At 43.0% G+C, this 2,935-nt stretch carries 2 protein-coding genes and 1 pseudogene; 1 reads left to right on the top strand and 2 read right to left on the bottom strand.

The genetic code is table 11. The annotated features are described in order from the left end of the window. Nucleotides 1-472, top strand: a pseudogene (locus tag F6K52_RS34865) (dolichyl-phosphate-mannose--protein O-mannosyl transferase); the annotation flags it as partial. A 102-nt stretch (nt 473-574) separates the two neighbouring features. On the opposite strand, the gene F6K52_RS34860 reads toward F6K52_RS34865, so the two are convergent. After that, a complete protein-coding gene (locus F6K52_RS34860; RefSeq protein WP_293089554.1) occupies nt 575-1,279 on the bottom strand; it encodes a choice-of-anchor E domain-containing protein in 705 nt (234 codons plus the stop codon). A 338-nt stretch (nt 1,280-1,617) separates the two neighbouring features. Beyond that, nucleotides 1,618-2,935: 3'-5' exonuclease (locus tag F6K52_RS34855; RefSeq protein WP_293089552.1), on the bottom strand; the 1,318-nt coding region annotated here is incomplete at its 5' end.

The following is a 2,935-nucleotide window of genomic DNA, read 5'->3' as shown; positions in this document are numbered from 1 at the left end:
TGTTGCCACTGACTCCCCCTTATCGGCTGGTGCGAGCAATTTAATCTATGATGTCCATGCCATAGGCAATCCTTTCCTATGGTGGCTCTCGACTACAGCAATTTTGTTGCTGCTGCTGCTGTTAACCCAACGCATTTTAGAAGGGGTGGGCTGGAAACTCATACCAACTTCCTATACCTGGATTACCCTCTATTTGATCGTAAACTACGCCGCTAACCTATTGCCCTGGACGAAAGTGACTCGCTGCACGTTTCTCTATCATTATATGGGAGCTTCAGTGTTTTCTGGATTAGCACTGGCTTGGCTAGTTGACCGCTGGCTACACAGTAAGAAAAACCAGTATCGTAGTGCTGCTGTCAGCGTAATCTTGGTAGTTGTACTAGCTTTTATATTCTGGTTACCAATTTACTTAGGTCTACCCTTGTCTGAATCAGGATATCAGCTGCGGATGTGGTTCCGTTCCTGGATTTAGGGACAATGATTTTTTGATCACATCTAAGGAAACCGAAACAGCCTTAAAATAAGTGGCTTAAAAAGCTATCACTTACTTAAAGCAAAAATTTGATATTAACAATTAACAATATTCCTTTCGTTGCCACAACAGTTTTAGTCCTGCTACTAAACCTAAGCCAAGGGGAGTCGTAGGTTCTGGTACTGACTCTGGCTCTGATGGTGTGTAGTCGTAAGTAACTTTAACATCCCCTTGGGCTTTTGTTGCGATCGCATTGACGATATTAGCGGTTCCGTTAACAATAGATATGGTTTCCGCAGAGAATAAAAAGTCTACGGGTTCAGTGCCTAGGAATGCATTAAACACTGAATCATTTGTGAAGGTCTTTTCACCAGATACATTACCGGTTAGTCCGATGAATGAAACTGCAGACGGACCCTCAAAATTTGTTGTGCCATCATAGGCAGCGACTTCCGCTGAATCTCTTACGGTTGCTGTTTCTGTGAACAGGGTTGTATTATTTGGTCCGACCAATGTGAATAAGCCTTCCAGATTCCAAGTCAGAGTTGCTGGCTGTGCGTCTAGGCTTTCGCTCCGTGCATCTCCTGACATTAGCCCGTTAAATTCTATGGTTACGGCATCAAGGGTACCGAGACTAGTGTCGAAGGGGTTGATAACAGGTGTCAGAGGCTCGTCAGTGATATTTGTCGGCATCAGTGGCACTGATGCGGATTGAACGATAGTGGCACTTTTAGCAGCAGTAGTAGTTGCCACAATACTGCTTAAAACAGAAACAGTAGCTACGCAAATCAGATATTTGGTTTTCATTGATGTGAAATTCAATCTTCATTTACAAGTTAATCATTTTTTTTGTAAATGGCAATTTTTATTGGAATTTTATGGTCTTATAAAAAAAATATGATCCGAGAATTTTCGGATTGTATTTTTTACTAGTTGTGGTAAGCGTTAGCGCTATAAAAAACAAAAAACCTATTAATGCAATTACACATAACCATTAATAAGTTTGGATATTAACTATCTAAATTATAGGCTAAAAAAATGATATTAAATACGCTTAATCAGTTGCACAATAGTCCGTATATTTTTGTTAATTGGTAAAATTAAATTTTAAAATTGTCAGAAATCAAGAAATTAACCATTAACCATTAATCATTAACTATTAAAGAATTGGGAAACTGAGCTTTCAATGCTGGCAATACTGGACAGGGTTTCTTCTGCTGCAAGTTATCTCCTTTACCACTAAAGGTATTCCACCGAAATGGTCCCAAATCGGCGGCGGCCATCCACAGCAATCGTTTAGCTCGGGTCATGGCTACATAGAGCAAGCGGAATTCTTCAGCAGTCTTAAGCTGTGCGGCTTGTTCCCAAGCCTCGGGTGCCATGGGTAAGGGTTTACCGTGAAGGTAGGCACGAATTTGAGCTCTGGCTACTTCTGCTAGGGTAAATTCTCCCAAAAACTGAGCAGCAGTAGGTACCCACGGATTACCAGGAAGAGTGTCTTCATGGAGAAAGGGCAAGAAAACATAGTCCCAGTCTAATCCTTTGGCTTTGTGCATGGTGATTACAGTCAGTTGATGGGAACGCAGATAAGGGGAGTCTGTATTGTCTGGGTCTACAGGTTCAAAACGTTCTGAGGTAACGATTTCCTGAAGTACTGCTAAAGTTTCACTGATAGAACTTTTGCCAAAGGTCTGTTTTGCTATCCGTTCGGTTAATTTATCTGCTGTGGCTAGCTCAGATTGGTCATAGTTTAAGGTCTGAGCTAGGAAGGAAATTAGGTGATAATTGGGGAGTTCTAAACGAGCACGGAGTAAATCACAGCAGTAGCGGCGAGCTTTGATAACTCCTTTTGTCTGGGGTGGATCCAATGGACCAGGATAGAGGAATTGTTCGGGATAGGTGGATAGAGCATTGAGGTCTTGGGTGGGAATTAACTGACGTTTTACCAAGACATCTAGGGCAGCTTTTAGGTAATCCGGAGAATGGGGACGGTCGAGAAATTGCAGCAGTGTTAGGATTTGACTGGGAACGTGGGATTCGCGATCGCGTTTTTGGACATCATACACTTCAATCCCATGCTGGCGTTTGAGATACTCCAGTTGTTCCACCACAAAGGTCCCTTGTCGATTCTCCCGCACTAACACAGCAGCGTTATGGTTTTGGTTTTTGGCAAATAGCTCTACTACTCGCTTTCCAATCAGCTCGACTGTGTGGTAGATGTCCTTAGGAGTGTAGAGTTCTAAACCTCTCCCTTCTGGATTTGGGTTGGCATCTGGTTGAGGGTCATTGGCATCTACTCGACGAATGGTTTGAGGACGAAAGGGTAGCTCCGTCGATGGTTGGGTTTGGGGGATAGAGTCTGGCTGTGGTACTGTTTCGGTAGAGTTTTTGCTGCCATAGGTGCTATTGACCCAATTCACGATAAAGTTGGCAGCATCGATGATAACCTGGCTACTGCGACCA

It is taken from the genome of Moorena sp. SIO3H5, assembly GCF_010692395.1.
In the GTDB taxonomy this organism is placed as follows: domain Bacteria; phylum Cyanobacteriota; class Cyanobacteriia; order Cyanobacteriales; family Coleofasciculaceae; genus Moorena.
This window is presented reverse-complemented; position numbering and strand designations above follow the sequence as displayed.

Excerpts from the sequence above, each read along its gene's own strand:
- F6K52_RS34860 (WP_293089554.1), bottom strand. The coding sequence starts at position 1,279 with ATGAAAACCAAATATCTGATTTGCGTAGCTACTGTTTCTGTTTTAAGC.